Consider the following 18,200-nt stretch of genomic DNA (forward strand, 5'->3'; position numbering starts at 1 on the left):
ATCCGCTGTCCGAGGGCCCGATTCACCGAACGGCCGGGGCGCTGCGCCGGGCAGGCGCGCAGCAGCCGACGGCACACGGATCCCCATTCCGGGTGCACCCGTATCCCGGCACCTCGCCGAGCCGGGGCGCCGCCGCATCCGTCAGGTGTTCGCCGATCAACTCGACGACCAACCGGGCGAATCGTGGATCGGTGCCCGCCGTCGCCGCCCTGGCGAATGCCATATCCAGCTCGGCGGCCTTCGCCTTCGCTTCGTTGTCCAGATCCCAGATCACCTCGAGGTGGTCGGAGACGAAGCCGACCGGGCAGACCACCACGGCGTCGACGGACTTGCTGGACAGGGCTTCGAGGTGATCGATGATGTCGGGATCGAGCCACGGGACCTGCGGCGGGCCCGAACGTGACTGCCACACCAGGTCGAAATCGGTGAATCCGGTTGCGGCTGCGCACAAACGTGCGGCCTCGGCGACCTGGCGACTATAGAGTCTGCCACCATCCGCGGGCGGGCCCGCAGTGGCATCGGCAGAGATCGGGATCGAGTGCGCGGTGAACACCAGGCGCGCCCGACCCCGCCGGTCGAGCGGAAGTTCGGCCACCGCGGCACGAATCGCGTCGGCGAAGGACTCGATCAGCAGGGGATGATCGAAATACTGGCGCAGCTTCACCAGTTCCGGCGCACCGGCGCCGAAAGCCGCGCGTGCCCTGGTGATGTCCTCGTGGTATTGCAGGCAACCGGAGTAGCCGCCCCACGCCGAGGTCGGGAACACCAGCGCGGAACGCACGCCGTCCGCGGCCATCCGCGCGACGGTGTCCTCGACCATGGGATGCCAGTTCCGGTTGCCGAAGTACACCGGGAGATCAATTCCGGCTGCGGCCAGTTCGGCTTCGACCGCGGCAATGATGTCGAGATTGAGCGCGTTGATCGGCGAGACGCCGCCGAAGTGCAGATAGTGCTTCGCGACCTCCTCGAGGCGTTCGCGTGGCACTCCCCTACCCCGCGTGACGTTCTCCAGAAACGGCATCACATCTTCCGGGCGTTCGGGACCCCCGAAGGAAAGCAGCAGCAGCGCGTCAAAACCCATGCTCAACACATCCTCATGCCGGCGCCTGCCGGAGTCCGGTTGCCAGTGTCTGCGCCCGTGCGACGGTTCCGACGCCGGGCCGACCGAAACACCGGTACCCGGACGACGGGGCCATCCCGAGCCCGGATACCGGGAGGTTCAGCCGCCCGGACGTCCGGGGCATCACGCGTTCGCGGGCTCGGATTCGGCCACCGGCGCGTCTTCGCCGAGCATGCTGGCCGGGATGGACCAGTTGTGGCTGGCGCCGCCGTCGACATAGACGATGGAGGCCGTGGTGCCCGGCAACCAGTCCGAGAGCAGCGCGCACACCGACTTGGCGACGGGGGTCGGGTCGTTGACGTCCCAGCCGAGCGGGGCGTTCTCGTCCCACACAGTGTTGAGCGCCTCGAGTTTCTTGGCCTCACCCGTCGCGGCACCCGCGATGGCCTTGGCGGCCAAGGTCTTGACCGGGCCCGCCGCCACCAGGTTGGAGCGGATGCCGCGGTGGCCGACCTCGCGGGCGACATAGCGGTTCACCGACTCCAGGGTCGCCTTGGCGACGCCCATCCAGTTGTAGAACGGCACCGCCTGGCGGGGGTCGAAGTCCATGCCGACGATGGAGGCGCCGTCGTTGAGCACGGGCAGCAGCGCCTTGGCGAGGCCCGCGTACGAGTAGGCCGAAACCTCCAGTGCCACGGCAACATCCGACCACGGCGCGTCAAGGAACTCGCCGCCGATGCCGAGGCAGGAGCGTGGTGCGAATCCGATGGAGTGCACGACGCCGTCGATGCCCTGCGGCGCGACCTCACGCACCCGGTCCGCCAGCGTGGCCAGGTGCTCGACGTTCTGCACGTCCAGCTCGATGGCCGGCGGCACCGGCTGCGGCAGCCGCTGCGCAACCCGGTCGATCAGCCGCAGCCGGTCGAACCCGGTGATGAGCACCTTCGCGCCCGCCTCCTGAGCCACCTTGGCGACGTGCCAAGCGATGGAAGCGTCGGTGATGATGCCGGTGACCAGGATTGTCTTGCCTTCGAGCAGTCCGCCCATGAGTTCTCGGTTCTCCTGAAAGTCGTGTGTAGGTTGCTTGCGGCCACCGACGGTGTCGGCGCCAGCCGGATTGCCGTCAGCTCAGTGGCCCATGCCCATGCCGCCGTCGACCGGGATGACCGCGCCGGACACGTAGCGCGAGTCTTCGGAGGCGAGGAAGCTGATCACGGCCGCGACCTCTTCGGGCTGGCCGAGCCGCTGCAGCGGAATGAACTTCTTCGCGGTGTCGCGCAGATCGTCGGGCAGCTCCGCCGTCATGTCCGTTTCGATGAATCCGGGCGCGACCACGTTGGCGGTGATCGAGCGCGAACCGAGCTCACGGGTGATGGAGCGCGCGAGGCCGATCACGCCCGCCTTCGAGGAGGCGTAGTTGATCTGGCCCGGGCCGCCGCCGAGGCCGACAACGGAACCGAGGAAGATCATCCGACCCCAGCGCGCCCGCAGCATGGCCCGATTGGCCCGCTTGGCGCAACGGAACGCACCGGTCAGGTTGGCATCGATGACCCGGGTGAACTGGTCCTCGGTCATCCGCATCAGCAGCGTGTCGTCGGTGATGCCCGCGTTGGCCACCAGCACCTCGACCGGTCCCTGATGCTGCTCCACCTCGGTGAAGGCCGCGTCGACCGATTCGCTGTCCGTCACATCGCATTTCACACCGAACAGTCCGTCCGGCACCCCCGACCCACGATGCGTGACGGCGACCTTGTGGCCGTCGGCGACCAGACGCTGAGCGACCGCGAGGCCGATGCCGCGGTTGCCGCCTGTCACCAGTACCGACCGGGATGTGATGTTCGACATGGATGCAAACCTACCTGGTCGGCCCCACCGATCACGACCGGCCCGCCTATATCGGCATAGCGCATTGGTCACATCGACAGGCACTCAATGAATGCCAACCCGGTTTCGAGCTCGACGAATCGGTCCGCAACATTCGGCCGCCGCGTTGAGGCTGTGGGAAACTCGCTGCCGGACAGTCGGGCGATTTCGCTCATCGCATCGTCGTCGAGCGGGATCGGGACCGCTTCGCGAGTCCCTTCCGCTCACGGGATTTCGACCTTCCCACTCGGTGCGATACGAAATCGTCGATACCAGAATTCGGTTACCGGCCTTCATGCCATTCCGAGCATCGGAATAGATTGGTGTACCCGATTAATGTCGGTCCAGCTACGAGCCGGACCGACCAAATCTGGACAATTACGGTCGCGCCCGAATCAGCTTCCGGTCGTCGCCCGAATCAGCATTCAGGGCACCAGGTCACCGAAAACGCGTCGAATCCCAGATCGGCAACTTGTTCACCAGGACTGACATATCGATATGTGGCATGCCCGCCACAGCCGGAACTCGCGTTGAACAGCAACTGTACGCGCGTGTTGTTGATGACAGAGCGAGTGCTCGGATCCCCAGCGGGACCGCAGTAATTGTGAAAGTTCGTGGTATTGAGCGTGACATTCTTTTGCGCTCCAGAGTAACCGGCGCCGGAGTACTGGCACAGATTATCCGCCGGACAGCCCGCCGCCGACGCCTCCGGAACCGGCGCCGTGACGACAGCAAAACAAGCGAATGCGATCGCAGAAATAATTGCCGATATGCGCATGATTTTCTCCCCGTATGGGGCGACACTCCCTAGCCGCCCGTCACGGGTACCGTACCACTGATCCTCGCACCTCGTCGGTCATTCCGCTTCGCTGAAACAGCAAATGCGCCACCACAATTCATGGAGCTCGACTACGGCAGACGCTGCCGATAGAGCAGGCCGGAGATGACACCGGCGGCGGTCAGCAAAAGCCCGAGCAGCAACCACGGGCGGCTCGCGTCGCCTCTGGTCAGCTCGAAACCGATCTGCTGCTCGAGGGTGTCATACACCTTGCTCAGCTCCTGAAGAGTTGAGGCAGTGTAGAACTCGCCGCCGGACAACCGCGCGAGCTCGCGCATCGCGTCGTCGTCGACCGCGACCCGCACCTGCTCACGAGTTCCATCGTCATGTGGAATCTCGACGACGCCCCACTTCGTCCCGTACGAGATCGTCGAGATCGGGATGTTCTTGTTCTTGGCGAGTCGAGCAGCGACGAATTCGTGTCGCGGATTATCGACATCCTCGAAGGCTGGGACGGTCTGCTTGCCGTCGGACATCAGCACGATACGGGCCGGCGGCGGATCCTGCCCTCCGCCGAGTACCGATGCCAGCGTGTCGATCGCCTGGAGCGCGGTAATGATGCCTTCACCGGTGGCGGTACGTTCGGCTAGCTTGGCATTGTCGATGGCCGCTTTGACCGACTCGTGGTTGGTCGTCGGCGACACCATCACCGAAGCTGTTCCCGCAAAGGTGACAAACCCGATATTCAGCCCGACCGGCAGTCCGTCGACAAACTCCTTACCAGCCTTCTTCGCGACCTGGATCCGGCTCGGTGGCACATCGGTCGCCTCCATCGACAGCGACACATCCATCACCAACATCACGGTGGCGCGGTTGCGGGCAACCTTCTTGACCGCTGTCGGCCCCGCCGCCGCGATCGTCAGGAACACCATGCCGACCAGCATGAGCGCGATGGGCACATGTCGAGCCAGGCTCGGCCGCGCCGGTGCGACCTTCTCCAGCAGTTCCATGTTGGTGAATCGCAGCATGTGCTTGTGCTTGCTGCGCTGCACGAGGATGTAGCCGAGCGCGATCAGCCCGATAACGGCAAGGAAGCCCAGCCAGACGATCGCGGTGAAATGCGAAATGCTCACTGGCGCGCCATCTTTCCGGTCGGTGCGCCGAAGGCATGGCGCCGGGTCGATACGAATCGGACCACGTCGGCGATCCAATCCCGATCGGTCTGCAGCGTCATGACCGGTGCGCCCGCACTGCGCAGCGCCTGCTCGACGCGCTCGCGATGTTGTTGCGCGGCCGCCGCGAAATCGGCGCGCAGTGTCGGCGTCACGCTGAATTCACGGGTACGTCCCGTCTCCGGGTCGTGCAGCACCACATCGCCCATATCGGGCAGCGACAGATCACGCGGGTCGAGCACCTCCACCGCGAGCAGATCGTGGCGCGCGGAGATCGCGCGCAGCGAACGCTGCCAGTCGATCTCGCCGAGGAAGTCGCTGATGACAATCGCCAGTCCGCGTTTCCGCTGCGGACGGCGCAGGGATTCGATGCCTGCACGCAGGTCACCGCGCACGCCGTCCGGTGCGTGCGGCGTCGTCGCGATGCTGCGCAGCAGCGACTGCGCGTGTACGCGACCGCTACGCGCCGGAATGCGGATCAGCTGCTCACCTGTGGCGACGACCGCACCGATCCGGTTGCCGCCGCCACTGGTCAAGTGGGTGATCGCGGCAGCAGCGGCGATCGCTAGATCGCGCTTCTGGCAGTAGGCGGTGCCGAAATCCAGACTGGCCGAGAGATCGACGACCATCCAGGTTTCCAGTTCCCGATCGGCGATCGACATCCGCACATGCGGATGGGTGGTGCGGGCGGTAACCGACCAATCCATTTGCCGCACATCGTCGCCCGGCTGATAGGTGCGTGCCTCGCCGGGCTCCGAGCCGGGGCCGGGAATCAGACCTTGGTAGTCACCGTGCAGCACGCCGTCGAGTCGGCGACGCACGGTGAGCTCGAGCGTCTTCAGCGCCGCCGACAACTTCGGATCGGTCAGCTCTCCTGCTCGGAACGAAGGCGGTGCGTGTGAGGACATCGTCACTTGTGGAACCGGGTCAGATGCTCGGGTCACTTGGGCTGGTTATTGCCGGCGGCCTGCGGAACCTGCACGACGGGCGGCTGAGGGGCCGCCTGCGGCTGCGGCATCGGAGGCTGCGGCATCGGCGGCTGCTGCGGCGGCGGCGCGGCGTGTGGACCCATAGCGGGCGGTGCGGCCGGCGCAGGCGCCGGTTGTGTACTCGGTCCCATCGCCTGTGGCGCGACCTGCGGCAAGCCGATCGTCTGCAGCACGCGCTTGATCACATCGTCCGGGCTGATCTCGTCGGCGAGCGCGTCGTAGGACAGCACCAGGCGGTGGCGCAGCACGTCCGGGATGACCTCGACGACGTCCTGCGGCACCACGTAGTCGCGGCCGCGAATCAGGGCGACAGCGCGGGCCGCGGCGATGATGCCGAGGCTGGCACGCGGCGAGGCGCCGTAGGAGATCCAGCTCGCCACATCCTGCATGCCGAAGTCGGCGGGTGTGCGGGTCGCCGCGATCACCCGGACCACATAGTCGACCAACGCGTGGTGCACGAAGGTGTTGGCGGCCAGCTTCTGCAGCCGGATCACATCGTCCGGTTGGAGAATCTGCTTGGCCTCCGGCGGGGTGACACCCATCCGGTAGATGATCTCGCGCTCTTCCTCGACCGACGGGTAGTCGACGACGACCTTGAACAGGAAACGGTCGCGCTGTGCCTCCGGCAGCGGGTACACGCCTTCGCTCTCGATCGGGTTCTGCGTCGCCATGACGAGGAACGGATCGGGCATCGGATAGGTCTTGCCACCGATCGACACGTGCCGCTCGGCCATCACCTCGAGCAGTGCCGACTGCACCTTGGCCGGTGCACGGTTGATTTCGTCGGCCAGCAGGAAGTTCGCGACCACCGGGCCGAGCTCGGTGTCGAACTGCTCGCGGCCCTGCCGATAGATCCGGGTCCCGATGAGGTCGGTGGGCACCAGGTCCGGAGTGAACTGCACCCGGGAGAACGAGCCGCCGACGACCTTGGCAAAGGTCTCCACCGCAAGCGTCTTCGCGATACCGGGTACACCCTCGAGCAGGACGTGGCCCCGCGCGAGCACGCCGACAAGCAACCGCTCCACCAGTCGATCCTGGCCCACGATAACCCGCTTGACCTCGTAGATCGCTTTTTCCAGGGTCTGGACGTCACGCTCCAGGGTGCTGGGTACGGGAGCAGGCGCCTCTTTCGCCAAGCTTGCCCCGCTCACACCGTCCGTCGAAGTCACCAACATCCCCGCTTTCGCTTTGGTCCTGTGCGTGCTGCCACAACTATTCCAGGTAATGGCCGCAAGCGCCGCAACCGGCTCCGACAGTACGGGAATCCGCGGGATTCGCCAGCCCGGTTACGCCGCAACGCCACAACCCTCAGGAGACGATACGCACCGCGTACGGCATGATGCCGCCCTCGCGGACCGCGGACACGCGGACGACCTCACCGGATTGCGGCGCTTCCACCATTTTTCCGTTGCCCAGATACAGCGCGACGTGCTGGCTACCGTTGGGGCCCCAGAACAACATGTCGCCGCGGGCACGCTCCCCGACGGGAACCCGGATGCCCGCGTTGTATTGATAGCCGCTGTAGTGCGGCAGCGAAACACCGATTCCGGCGAAGGCATAGATCATCAGTCCCGAGCAGTCGAATCCGACCTTGTTGTAGTCGCCGTGACTGTCGGCGACGCCGCCGTCGCGAATCCCGAGGGTCGGCCCGTCTTCGTCGCCGCCACCCCACGCATAGATGACGCCCAGCTGGGACATGGCCCGGTCGACGACGATTTCGACGGCGTCGGAACCGCCGACCGCCGGCATGCTCGGGCCCATACGCGGGGTACTCGATCGCGGCGGCGGCGAGTCCTCCAGCTGGGCGTGTGGACGCTTGCCCTCCCCCGCTCGAGCCGCGCGCTCCCTGGCGGCAGCGTCCTCGGCGGCGCGGGCCGCGGCGGCGGCCGCGGCGGCGCGGATCGCGGCCTCCTCGGCCCTACGCTGCTCGTCCCAGGCCAGGAATGCTTCGCGTTGCCCTTGCAGCCCAGCCACATTCGTGCGCGCGGAATCCAGCCGTCCCTGGGCCGCGGTGCGCTCGCGGATGATGTTGTCGCGTCGCACGGTCTGCTGATCCAGTTCGGACTTCGCGGCGGCGACGGCGTTCGCGGCGTCGGTCTTCCTCTGTTCGGCTACCGCGGCGGCGGCATCCGCCTCGGACTTCGCCCGGCGCGCACTCGAATTCTTGTTGGCCTGATCGATCTGGGCACGCCGAAGGCCGTCGAGGACCTGCCGCTGGTTCTTGGACACCAGGCTCAGCACCTGGGCGCGATCGAGGGCCAGGTCGGGGGTGGCGGAGGCGAGATAGGTGACCATCGAACCGGTGCCGGGGCGGGTGTATGCCTGGGTGGCGAACTGATCGAAATTGCGCCGCGCCACGTCGACTTTGGTTGCGGCATCGGCAAGTTCGTGCTGGGTCGCTACGACCACCGCGGCAGCGGTATCGGCAGCCGCGCGCGCGTTCTGCAGGTCGACGAGAGCTTTGTTGACCTCTTCGCGTTTGCGTGCAACAGCGTCATCGAGCTGCTGCAGCTGCTGGTCGGCCGCGGCGACCTGGTTGATCAGTCCACCGACCTCGGTCAGTCTGGCGTCGACTTGGGCGCCGGCATCGGCGATCTGGCCGTCGCTGGGGTTCGGCGGAGCGGGCGGCACCGCGGTGACGGGTCCCGCCGTCACCACCACGACGACCGAGACCAGCAACCCCACAGCGACCCACAGCGGGCGCCGAGAGCCGGCTTCGCCGTTGTTGCGCATCGCACCTCCCAAGGACCCGACGTCGGCTTCGCCTCACGAGCATCAGCCGCACCATCGAGCTCAGTAGTCGGCGAATAGCTCTCTCAACACTTCTTCCCCATCACTGATCATTCGAACCGTACGACACATCCTTCACCAAGGAAACGCCAGCAACAGAATCACAACCGCGTAATTTTCCTGTTGCCCAAAATTAGCCGGATGCGCGCAGAGCTTCGCCCGGCCAAAACAAACCGACCGTCAGGAAATATGAAGGAACGGCGCTCGCTAGTGCGCAGAGTCGCGATCGCCGTCTCGACCGGAATCCCCCACCGACACCGCGTCCGCCGACGCTCGCCGAGACTTGATCCAATACAGCCCGCCGACGACGATCGCGGTGCCTGCCAGCAGCACGCTGGTGATCGCGGTCCAGGAGACCATCTCCGGCCGCTCCAACTGATCCACGAAGAGCCGGGCCGCCTGCGCCGAATGCGCCTGCTGACTCTTCGAGAAATCCTCGGCCCTTTCCAGCTTGACCCGACTGATGGATTCGCTGTACGTGCCGACCCAGTCGTCGCTGAGCACCACGACAGTTCCGTGCTCGGTCTTGCCGACCACAGTGGCCAGGTCACGTAGATTGGAGTCGTGGCCTGGATTGCCGGGGATCACCACGATGCTGAGCTCGATTCCATGGGACCGAGCGTCGGCGACGACAGCCTCCAACGCCTTCTGATCCTTGCCCTTCGGGGTGGCCACATGGTTGTCGGCGACGTCGTTCATGATGGCGTCCACGGCTTTGTCATCGATCCCGGGCGGCAGTTCGGCGGCCATGGGTGTGAAAACCGAGGTGTGCGAGACGGTCATCTTCCATCCGGTCTGTCGAGCCGCACGCGAGGCGACGGGCATCCAACACTGCGGGGTGAGCACTGCTCGGAGCCGGTACATGCCCACCGGCCACCCCTGCAACTCGAAAGCACAGTACGCGACGGAGTGTCGGGCCTCCCGCACATGGCATGCCCAACGGCCCCCGCGCGTTTCACAGGACAAGCGTACTGTTAGGCTCGAAGGCGCGAGGAGCCAGCGCCTTCCAGCGCTGGAGCCCTCCGAAGACGTACGCAGGCGACTGTTCGCAGGTCGCCCGAAACAACCAGCCACTGGCACAGCCCCGCCGGTGGCCACCCTCACAGACGAGTGGAGCTGACGTGACGACAAGTATCGATACTTTCGGCGCCAAGGGCACCCTCGAGGTCGGAAGCAACTCCTACGAGATCTTCCGCCTCTCCGCCGTGCCCGGCACCGAAAAACTCCCCTACGCACTCAAGGTCCTCGCGGAGAACCTGCTCCGCACCGAGGACGGCGCCAACATCACCGCCGATCACATTCGCGCCATCGCGAACTGGGATCCGTCCGCCGATCCGAGTATCGAAATCCAGTTCACCCCGGCCCGCGTGATCATGCAGGACTTCACCGGCGTGCCCTGCATCGTCGACCTCGCCACCATGCGTGAGGCCGTTGCCACCCTCGGCGGCGACCCGAACAAGGTCAACCCGCTGGCACCCGCCGAGATGGTCATCGACCACTCGGTCATCATCGACGTGTTCGGCCGCGCGGACGCCTTCGAGCGCAATGTCGACATCGAATACTCCCGTAACGGCGAGCGCTACCAGTTCCTGCGCTGGGGCCAGGGCGCGTTCGACGACTTCAAGGTCGTCCCCCCCGGCACCGGCATCGTGCATCAGGTCAACATCGAGCACCTGGCCCGCACTGTCATGGTCCGCAACGGCCAGGCCTACCCCGACACCTGTGTCGGCACCGACTCGCACACCACGATGGTCAACGGCCTCGGCGTATTGGGCTGGGGCGTCGGCGGCATCGAGGCCGAGGCTGCCATGCTGGGCCAGCCCGTCTCCATGCTGATCCCGCGGGTGGTCGGCTTCAAGCTGACCGGTGAGATCAAGCCGGGCGTCACCGCCACCGATGTGGTGCTCACCGTCACCGACATGCTGCGCAAGCACGGCGTCGTCGGCAAGTTCGTCGAGTTCTACGGCAAGGGTGTTGCCGAGGTCCCGCTGGCCAACCGCGCCACCCTCGGCAACATGAGCCCCGAATTCGGTTCCACCGCAGCGATCTTCCCGATCGACAGCGTGACCATCGACTACCTGCGCCTGACCGGCCGCAGCGACGAGCAGCTCGCGCTCGTCGAGGCGTACGCCAAGGAGCAGGGCATGTGGCACGACGCCGAACACGAGCCCGCGTACTCGGAGTACCTGGAGCTCGACCTGGGCGATGTGGTGCCGTCCATCGCGGGCCCGAAGCGGCCGCAGGACCGAATCCTGCTGTCGGAGTCCAAGACTGCGTTCCGTAAGGACATCCACAACTACACCAACGACGCGGAAAGTGGCCCGGCCGCGGTCACCCCGCACACGCACCTGGACGAGGCCATCGAGGAGTCCTTCCCGGCCAGCGATCCCGCGGTGCTGTCCTTCGCCGACGACGATGCCGAGTTCGTGCCGTCCGCCGCGAACGGTGCGCTCGGCCGCCCGAGCAGGCCGGTCAAGGTCTCCTCGGAGGAGTACGGCGACTTCGTGCTCGATCACGGTGCCGTGGTGGTCGCCTCGATCACCTCCTGCACCAACACCTCCAACCCGTCGGTCATGCTCGGCGCCGCGCTGCTCGCGCGCAACGCCGTCGAGAAGGGCCTCACCTCCAAGCCGTGGGTGAAGACCTCCATGGCCCCGGGTTCACAGGTCGTCAACGACTACTACAACAAGGCCGGACTGTGGCCCTACCTGGAGAAGCTCGGCTTCTTCCTGGTCGGCTACGGCTGCGCCACCTGCATCGGCAACACCGGCCCGCTGCCGGACGCGGTGTCGAAGGCGATCAACGACAACGACCTGTCGGTCACCGCGGTGCTGTCGGGCAACCGCAACTTCGAAGGCCGCATCTCCCCCGACGTCAAGATGAACTACCTGGCCTCCCCGCCACTGGTCATCGCGTATGCGCTCGCGGGCACCATGGACTTCGACTTCGAGACCGACGCCCTCGGCCAGGACACCAACGGCAACGACGTCTTCCTGAAGGACATCTGGCCTTCGCCGAAGGAGATCGAGGAGACCATCGGCTCCGCGATCAGCCAGGACATGTTCATCAAGTCCTACGCCGACGTGTTCAAGGGCGACGAGCGCTGGCGCAGCCTGCCCACCCCGGAGGGCAAGACCTTCGAGTGGGATGCCAAGTCCACCTACGTGCGCAAGCCTCCGTACTTCGAGGGCATGCCGCAGACCCCGAACCCGGTCACCGACATCAACGGCGCGCGGGTGCTCGCCTACCTGGGAGATTCGGTCACCACCGACCACATCTCCCCGGCAGGCAACATCAAGCCGGGCACTCCGGCCGCGCAGTACCTGGAGGCCAACGGCGTCGAGCGCAAGGACTACAACTCCTACGGCTCGCGTCGCGGTAACCACGAGGTGATGATCCGCGGCACCTTCGCCAACATCCGGCTGCGCAACCAGCTCCTCGACGACGTCTCGGGTGGCTACACCCGCGACTTCACCCAGGACGGCGGCCCGCAGGCCTTCATCTACGACGCCTCGCAGAACTATCAGGCCGCGGGCATCCCGCTGGTTGTGCTCGGCGGCAAGGAGTACGGCTCGGGTTCCTCGCGGGACTGGGCCGCCAAGGGCACCAGCCTGCTGGGTGTCAAGGCCGTCATCACCGAGTCCTTCGAGCGCATCCACCGCTCGAACCTCATCGGCATGGGCGTCATCCCGCTGCAGTTCCCGGCAGGTGAATCGGCCGCGTCGCTCAAGCTGAACGGTACCGAGACCTTCGACATCGAGGGCATCACCCAGCTGAACGAGGGTGCCACTCCGAAGACCTTGAAGGTCACAGCCACCAAAGAAAGCGGCGAAAAGGTGACCTTCGACGCCGTGGTCCGGATCGACACCCCCGGTGAAGCCGATTACTACCGCAACGGCGGCATCCTGCAGTACGTGCTGCGCAACATGATCAAGGGATAACACCCGAACGATCACGGTGACTGTGCGTGAAAGTTCCTGCCCCGCTTGTGAAAGGCTAGGCTCGAGCTTTCACGCACAGTTCGTTGGCGGCATCGGCACCGAGCTTGCCGAGCGCCCGGAAGACTCCAGCGCCCGGAAGACTCTAGCCACGAAACGGAGACTGTGTGCCCAAGGTCAGTGACGATCACCTCGCCGCCCGGCGCAACCAGATCCTCGACGGCGCACGCAGCTGCTTCGCCGAATACGGTTACGACGGTGCCACGGTGCGCCGCCTCGAAGAGGCCACCGGCCTCTCGCGTGGCGCGATCTTCCATCACTTCCGCGACAAGGACGCCCTTTTCCTCGCGCTCGCGCAGGAGGACGCCGTGCGGATGGCTGATGTGGCGGCCCACCAGGGTCTGGTGCAGGTGATGCGGGACATGCTTGCCGACCCGAAGCAATTCAATTGGCTCGGAACACGTTTGGAGATCGCGCGCCGGTTGCGCACCGACGCCGAATTCCGGGCGAACTGGGAGCAACGCTCGGAAGAGCTGACCGCCGCCACCCTGGCCCGCCTGGAACGTCGCAAGGCGGAGGGCAGGCTGCGCGACGACGTCCCCACCGATGTCCTGCTCGGCTACCTGGACCTGGTCCTCGACGGCCTCATCGCCCGGATAGCCTCCGGCCACACCAACGAAAACCTTTCGGCGGTACTGGATCTCGTCGAAGCCTCGGTTCGTCGCAGGGAGTGACATCCCGAGCGGATGTCCCAGATCATCGATCAGCCGGGCGGTGGCCGGGCTACCAGCCACAATCACGACTTCAGGCGCCACCGACCGGGATTATGATCGGTAGGTCGGGGCTTCATTTCGCCTCCAGAGGTGGTGGACGCCATGAGCGGTTGCGATACGACGCGGGACGTGGCCGATTGCAAGCAATCGGCGAACATCGGCACGTGCCGTGGACCCGCTGCGGCCGACGAGAGAGTGCACGGTGTCCGATGACGATATCGGGGGGACGCAGCGCGACCTGAGGATCGGCATCGTCGCGGAATTGGCCGAGGCCGGCTTCGACGATGCCGGCGAGATCGGCCGCGGCGGCTTCGGGGTCGTGTATAGGTGCATCGAGCAGGCACTCGACCGCACGGTGGCGGTCAAGGTGCTGTCGACCGAGGTAGATGAGGACGGGCGGGCTCGCTTCCTTCGCGAACAACGGGCCCTCGGTCGGTTCTCCGGGCATCCGAACATCGTGCAGGTGTTGCGTGCCGACATCACCGCGACCGGTACCCCGTTCATCGTGATGCCATTTCATCGCCGTGGGTCCCTGGATGCCCGTATTCGGAACGACGGGCCGATCCGCTGGCAGGAGGTGCTCTCGATCGGTGTGAAGGTGGCGGGAGCGCTGGCCTCTGCCCATGCCTGTGGGGTGGTGCATCGCGACGTCAATCCGGCCAATGTCCTGGTGAACGACTACGGTGAGCCGCAGCTCGCGGACTTCGGAATCGCCCGCATCGGCGATCTGTTCGAGACCGCCACCGGGCTGGTTGCGGGCACGCCGGCCTACACCGCTCCCGAAATCCTGAAGGGCGCACCGCCCTCGGTGGCCGCGGACGTCTACGGCCTCGGAGCGACACTGTTCTGCCTGCTCACCGGTCACGCTGCCTTCGCGAGGCGAACCGGCGAGTCGATCGTTGCGCAGTTCGTGCGGATCACCTCCGATCCGGTGCCGGACCTACGGGCACAGGGCGTTCCGCCGCTGCTGCATGCCGCCATCGACAGCGCGATGGCGGCCGAGCCGGCCGACCGGCCTGCCTCCGCACAGGACTTCGGCGAGCAACTGCGCAACATCCAGTTCGCCTGTGGTCTTCCGGTCGACACGCAGGCTGTCCCGATCGGCGTCGACACCGCGCCCAGCGTGACGGCGCAAGCGGTGCCGCGCACACCGCCGACGCCACCGACCGCAGCGGCGACGCCGACGACGAGGTATCGGCCGCGTACGTCACCACATCAGCTTGTCGAACGCCCCGCGCTGCTGGAGCTGCTGCGGGCGGGCCAATCACGGCGGCTGGTGCTGATCCACGCTCCCCCGGGTTTCGGCAAGAGCACGCTGGCGACGCAATGGGCCGACGTCCTCGAGGCGGACGGGTCGAGCGTCGCGTGGCTCACGGTGGACACCGACGACGACAATGTCGTGTGGTTCCTGTCCCACCTCGTGGAGGCCGTGCGACTCGTGCGTCCCACGTTGGCCGCCGAGTTGGCCCAAATTCTCGAAGAACGCGCCAGCGATGCCACCAGGCACGTGATGACGATGCTCATCAATCAGATCCACGCCGGCGGTGAAACGGTCGCCGTGGTGATCGAGGATTGGCATCTGGTCACCAGCCCCGCGTCGATCGCGGCAATGGAGTTTCTGCTGGACCACGGCTGCCATCACCTGCGCATGATCGTCACCAGCCGCAATAGGACCGGACTCCCGCTCGGGCGGATGCGGGTGCAGGACGAACTTGTCGAGATCGACGAAAGTCAGCTCCGATTCGACGCTGCGGACACCGCGCGGCTACTCGCCGGTGTCGAGGGCGTCGAACTGGACGCCGACGACGTCGACAACCTGTGTCGATCGACCGAAGGGTGGGCTGCTGCACTGCAGTTGGCTGCGTTGTCACTGCGCGGAAAGGACCGGCCGGGTAGTCCTCTGGACGGGATTTCAGGTCAGCACTACGCCATCGGCGAATATCTGATGGAGAATGTAGTGGCGGATCTCGACCCCCCGGTCCTCGATTTCCTGATGCGGACCGCCGTCACCGCGACCATGTGCGGGGACCTCGCCGAGGCGCTCGCCGAGGTGACTTCGGGGCAACAGATGCTCGAAGATCTGTACAAGCAGGATCTGTTCCTGCGTAGCGTCGACGATGGGCTGCGCTGGTTCCGGTATCACGGGCTGTTCGCAGATTACCTGCGCCGCAGGCTGATTCGACAACATCCCGGCCTGCTCGAACAACTGCACGCGACCGCGTCGATCTGGTTCGCCGAGCACGACATGCTCACCGAAGCAGTCGATCACGCGCTCGCCGCGGGCAGACCGGAGCGCGCGATGCACCTGATCGCCGATCATGCCGACGAGTTGATCGAGAACGCCAGGATGGCCACGTTCCTCGGCCTCGTCGCGAAGTTGCCCACCGAACTCTGTCTCGGCAACCCCCGGCTGCAACTGTCGATCGCCTGGGCGACTATCGCACTGCAACGCACCGCCGCGACCCGCACCGCGCTGGAGCAGGTCGATGCCGCGACCGCCGCGCTGCCCGCCGACGATGAGCTCGGCGCCGATCTGCACGCCGAGGCCGCCGTGGCCCGCGCAGCCGAGTTGCTGGTGATCGACAGATGCACCGACCTGCCGGACTACGTCTCCGCGCGCCTGCAGGCTCCCGTCCGACCCTTCTTCGCCAACGCCCTCGCCACCACCGCGGCGGCAATTGCTGCGTGCCACTTCGACTTCGACGCCGCCACTCGATGGCACGCCTGGGACGAGCCCTATCGCACGCGCAGCACGGGCCCGTTCAATGCCGTCTACAGTCACTGCATCGTCGGACTCGCGGCCTTCGATCATCTCGACATCGCCGACGCCGAGACGAGCTTCCGCAAGGCGGTGTGCCTCGCGCTCGAGACCGGCACCCAATCCCACGCCACCCGCCAGTCGACCGCACTGTTGGGAGACCTGCTGTACGAGACCGGGCAGTTCGTAGAGGCCGAGGAACTTCTCACGCCTTGGCCCGGGATGGAAGGCGGCACCGTCGAGGTTCTGCTCGCCATCTACGGCACCGGAGCGCGTCTGGCGGCATTGCGCGGCGATCTCGACAGCGCGCGAGCTCGACTCGACGAAGGGCAGCACCTCGCCGAAATCCGGGGCCTGCCCCGGGTGGCAGCCCGGATCCTCAACGAACGGGTGCGCCACCGCCTGCCGATTACACCGACCGATCGTGAAACACTCGAGCACCTCCCGACCTATCGTCGACAACCGGACGCGATCCTGGCCATGACCTCGGAGCTCGCGCAGGACTCGGCCGTCCACCTGCTGCTCGCCGAGAATTCCTCGGACTCGATTCTGGCCGCCACCGCAAGAGCCGAGCGATTAGTGCAGGTAATCCAGCGCCAGACACGGCCACGGGCGCTACTGCACGCGCAACTGCGCTATGCCTGCTGCCTGTCGGCGGCCGGGAAGTCCGACCAGGCAGCGACGCTGCTGGCGCCGCTGCTGCGCCGCTGCGCCGAACTCGGCTTGGTTCGTACCGTTGTCGACAGCGGACCCGCCATAGCGCCGGTGCTGGAAACACTGGCCAAGACCACCGATGAAAAGATCCGGCCGCCGAACTCGTTCCTGCGACAGGTTTCGGCCGCCATCGATCAGTCGCTCCGGGCGTGAGCGCAGGCCCGCATCTCGGCGCATGCCGACGGTGCGGCTATGAACCGATGGTCGGCGTCGATTGCGCCGGATCGGTCAGTGACCCGTACAGCGCTTTCAAGGTGCGGATCGTGGCCTCGACATCGGCTCGGGGCAGGTCGCCGAACCCTTGTTGCTCGGACTGCACGATCAATGCCTTCGCGTCGGCGAGCAGTTGCTTGCCGAGGTCTGTGAGGGTGAGCGTGTGCTGCCTGCGCGACTGCGCCGAGACTTCGACCTGGATCAAACCGCGTTGTCTTGCGATATCGATCTGCCTGCTGACCGCGCTTTTCGCGATGCCGAGGCGTTCGGCGATGAGTTGTTGGGACGGCACCTCGTGGCCGAGGTCGAACAGTCGCAACAGCGTGAACTGCCGCAGGCTGATGCCGAGCTCGCGGCGGAACATCGCATCGCCGCGCTTGTCTATCAAGGCGACGACCTGATGAACGTAGTAGCCGAACTCGCTGTATAGATCCGACGGACGCGACATCTCAGCATCGTACCCACTGAGTTCATATCAGAACTGTTCACATTAGAACAATCTGAGTTACGCTGACCCGCGGACACCCCTCGGAAGGACAAAAATGATTCACGAAGTGACACGCGGCCAGGCGCGCAACGGCAAGGTCTCACTCGCCTACGAGATGTTCGGACCGAGCTCCGGCGAGCCGCTCCTGCTGATCATGGGCGTGGGGGCGCAAATGCTGCTCTGGCACGAAGACTTCTGTCTCGAATTGGTGCGACGCGGATTCCAGGTCGTGCGGATGGACAATCGCGACGCCGGACTCTCGACGCACCTCACCCACCACGGTGAGCCGAGGCTGTTCGACCTGATCGTGCGCCCGAAGGCCGCAGCCCGATATTCGCTCAGCGACATGGCCGACGACGCGATCGCGGTACTCGACGATCTCGGCTGGCCCTCGGCCAACGTGGTCGGCGGATCGCTCGGCGGCATGATCGCGCAGACGATGGCGATCGAGCATCCACAGCGGCTGCGTTCGCTGACCTCGATCATGTCGTCACCGTCGGCACGCATCGGACGCGCAACAATCAGGACGAGCATGAAAGTTGCTGCGTTACTGAAGCATCCGGTGACCACCGCGCAGGAAGCCGGAGAGTAACTCGTCGAGACGTACAAGATCATCGGCACACCGGCCGACAACTATCCGCTCGATGACAAGTGGCTCGAACAGA

The 18,200-nt window shown here is 65.8% G+C and carries 14 protein-coding genes; 4 read left to right on the top strand and 10 right to left on the bottom strand.

From position 1 onward, the window contains the following. Positions 1-22: 22 nt before the first annotated feature. The 9 genes from AB0M74_RS03490 to AB0M74_RS03530 form a co-directional block, all read right to left on the bottom strand. Positions 23-1,081, bottom strand: coding sequence for a ferrochelatase (locus AB0M74_RS03490; protein WP_364901184.1), 1,059 nt, complete (start codon positions 1,079-1,081; stop codon positions 23-25). Positions 1,082-1,243: 162 nt separating this feature from the next. Then, entirely contained in the window at positions 1,244-2,107 is an 864-nt protein-coding gene (inhA, locus tag AB0M74_RS03495) for an NADH-dependent enoyl-ACP reductase InhA (RefSeq protein WP_364901186.1), read from the bottom strand. Between the two features lie 81 nt (positions 2,108-2,188). Then, positions 2,189-2,905 (bottom strand): 3-oxoacyl-ACP reductase FabG1, encoded by a 717-nt coding sequence (gene fabG1, locus AB0M74_RS03500; protein WP_364901188.1) that lies wholly within the window; start codon positions 2,903-2,905, stop codon positions 2,189-2,191. 436 nt (positions 2,906-3,341) lie between these two features. Beyond that, positions 3,342-3,701, bottom strand: a complete 360-nt coding sequence (locus AB0M74_RS03505) for a peptidase inhibitor family I36 protein (protein WP_364901190.1) — start codon at positions 3,699-3,701, stop codon at positions 3,342-3,344. 131 nt (positions 3,702-3,832) lie between these two features. After that, a complete protein-coding gene (locus AB0M74_RS03510) occupies positions 3,833-4,834 on the bottom strand; it encodes a VWA domain-containing protein (protein ID WP_364901192.1) in 1,002 nt (333 codons plus the stop codon). Continuing rightward, positions 4,831-5,781 (bottom strand): DUF58 domain-containing protein, encoded by a 951-nt coding sequence (locus AB0M74_RS03515; protein ID WP_364901194.1) that lies wholly within the window; start codon positions 5,779-5,781, stop codon positions 4,831-4,833. The genes AB0M74_RS03510 and AB0M74_RS03515 overlap by 4 nt, the downstream gene beginning before the upstream one ends. Before the next feature lie 32 nt (positions 5,782-5,813). Then, complete coding sequence (locus AB0M74_RS03520) at positions 5,814-7,037, bottom strand: MoxR family ATPase (RefSeq protein WP_364901196.1); 1,224 nt, start codon at positions 7,035-7,037, stop codon at positions 5,814-5,816. 133 nt (positions 7,038-7,170) lie between these two features. Beyond that, positions 7,171-8,595, bottom strand: coding sequence for an NlpC/P60 family protein (locus tag AB0M74_RS03525; protein ID WP_364901198.1), 1,425 nt, complete (start codon positions 8,593-8,595; stop codon positions 7,171-7,173). A gap of 264 nt (positions 8,596-8,859) precedes the next feature. Next, positions 8,860-9,435: a DUF6676 family protein gene (locus AB0M74_RS03530; protein ID WP_364901200.1), complete on the bottom strand. Its 576-nt coding sequence runs from the start codon at positions 9,433-9,435 to the stop codon at positions 8,860-8,862. Between the two features lie 338 nt (positions 9,436-9,773). On the opposite strand from AB0M74_RS03530, the gene AB0M74_RS03535 reads away from it, so the two are divergent. The 3 genes from AB0M74_RS03535 (at position 9,774) to AB0M74_RS03545 (ending at position 16,988) form a co-directional block, all read left to right on the top strand. Then, on the top strand, positions 9,774-12,593 hold the full coding sequence (locus tag AB0M74_RS03535; protein WP_364901202.1) for an aconitate hydratase: 2,820 nt from the start codon (positions 9,774-9,776) through the stop codon (positions 12,591-12,593). A 164-nt stretch (positions 12,594-12,757) separates the two neighbouring features. Beyond that, entirely contained in the window at positions 12,758-13,324 is a 567-nt protein-coding gene (locus AB0M74_RS03540; protein ID WP_328402734.1) for a helix-turn-helix domain-containing protein, read from the top strand. A 241-nt stretch (positions 13,325-13,565) separates the two neighbouring features. Further along, positions 13,566-16,988 (top strand): protein kinase, encoded by a 3,423-nt coding sequence (locus tag AB0M74_RS03545; RefSeq protein WP_364901204.1) that lies wholly within the window; start codon positions 13,566-13,568, stop codon positions 16,986-16,988. Between the two features lie 37 nt (positions 16,989-17,025). Here the strand turns inward: AB0M74_RS03545 and AB0M74_RS03550 are convergent, their stop codons facing one another. Next, positions 17,026-17,496 (bottom strand): MarR family winged helix-turn-helix transcriptional regulator, encoded by a 471-nt coding sequence (locus tag AB0M74_RS03550; protein ID WP_364901205.1) that lies wholly within the window; start codon positions 17,494-17,496, stop codon positions 17,026-17,028. A 106-nt stretch (positions 17,497-17,602) separates the two neighbouring features. Here AB0M74_RS03550 and AB0M74_RS03555 point away from each other — a divergent pair, with 106 nt between their 5' ends. Then, on the top strand, positions 17,603-18,127 hold the full coding sequence (locus AB0M74_RS03555; protein ID WP_364901207.1) for an alpha/beta fold hydrolase: 525 nt from the start codon (positions 17,603-17,605) through the stop codon (positions 18,125-18,127). The last annotated feature ends 73 nt before the right edge of the window (positions 18,128-18,200 follow it).

The sequence above is a fragment of the Nocardia sp. NPDC051463 genome, from assembly GCF_040681975.1.
In the GTDB taxonomy this organism is placed as follows: Bacteria; Actinomycetota; Actinomycetes; order Mycobacteriales; family Mycobacteriaceae; genus Nocardia.